The 1,206-nt window shown below is 70.0% G+C and carries 2 protein-coding genes; both read right to left on the bottom strand.

Annotated features, from left to right (window positions below; genetic code table 11):
* A partial coding sequence (locus tag ACWCXH_RS39945; RefSeq protein WP_449806423.1) for an IS3 family transposase occupies positions 1-852 on the bottom strand: 852 nt, incomplete at its 3' end.
* Positions 849-1,157, bottom strand: a complete 309-nt coding sequence (locus ACWCXH_RS39950) for a transposase (RefSeq protein WP_449806424.1) — start codon at positions 1,155-1,157, stop codon at positions 849-851. The genes ACWCXH_RS39950 and ACWCXH_RS39945, both read right to left, overlap by 4 nt.
* Between the last annotated feature and the right edge of the window lie 49 nt (positions 1,158-1,206).

The raw sequence follows: 1,206 nt of genomic DNA on the forward strand, positions 1-1,206 counted from the left end.
GTATTCGGCGGGACTGCGGTAGCCGAGGCTGCTGTGCAGTCTGCGTATGTTGTACCAGGCTTCGATCCACTCGAAGATCGCGGTCCGTGCTGCGGCCCGGCTTGGCCAGGGGTGGTCGCCGAGTAGCTCCCGTTTGAGGGTGGCGAAAAAGGACTCGGCGAGGGCGTTGTCCCAGCACTGGCCGGTGCGGCCGACCGACAGCCGAACTCCGAACTCGGCTGCCAGGTCAGCGAATTCACGGCTGGTGTATTGGCAGCCGCGATCGGAGTGGAAGATCACCGGTTGGGTCGGGCGGCGGGTGTGGCAGGCGGCCCGTAGGGCGTCGGCGACCAGTTCGGTCCGCAGGTGGTCGGCGGTGGCCCAGCCGACGACGCGGCGGGAGGCAATGTCGATGACGGTGGCCAGGTAGAGCCAGCCCTCGTCGGTGGGGATGTAGGTGATGTCGCCGCACCAGCGCGCGTCGAGGGCTGCCGGGTCGGGCTGGAAGTCGCGCAGGACCAGGTCCGGCCGGGTGGCGGCGCGGGGATCGGGGATCGTGGTGCGCTGGCGCCGTCTTCGGTGCCGGCCCTCGAGGCCGGCCTGGCGCATCAGGCGTGCGACCCTTCGGCGGCCGCAGGTGGTGCCTTGGCGGTGCAGGGCGGCGTGGACGCGCGGGGCGCCGTAGGTGCCGCGGGAGGTCTCATGGACTTTGGTGATCTTCTCGGTGAGTTCCGCGTCGCGCGCGGCGCGGAGGCCGGGGGTCGCGGTGCGGCGGGCGTAGAAGGCGGCTCGGGAGACCTGGAGCAGTTCACACGCCCGTTTGACGTTGTGGCCTGCCTGCTTCTCCGCCTCGATGAAGGGGTGCACCGTCACCGGGTCTCCGTCGCGAAGAAAGCCGTGGCCCGGCGGAGGATGTCCACGTCCTCGCGCAGGCGGCGGTTCTCCCGCCGCAGCGTCGCCAGTTCCTCGCGCTCGTCGCTGGTCAGGCCGTCGCGCTCACCAGCGTCGACCTCGGCCTGCCTCACCCAGTCCCGCACCGCGGTCTCGGTCAGGTCGAAGTCCTTGGCGACCTGACCGACCGAGCGGTCACCACGACGGCACAGCTCGACGATCTCGGCCTTGAACTCCGGCGTGAACGAGCGGCGAGGGCGTGGCTTCTTCTTCCCCATGCTCTCCATGATGGACATCATCCTTACCGGGGCCGAAGCCCCTGATCAGGGGTGTCCG

It is taken from the genome of Kitasatospora sp. NPDC001660 (genome assembly GCF_053596725.1).

Coding starts and splice junctions, on each gene's coding strand:
- ACWCXH_RS39950 (WP_449806424.1), bottom strand. CDS start 1,157: ATGGAGAGCATGGGGAAGAAGAAGCCACGCCCTCGCCGCTCGTTCACG.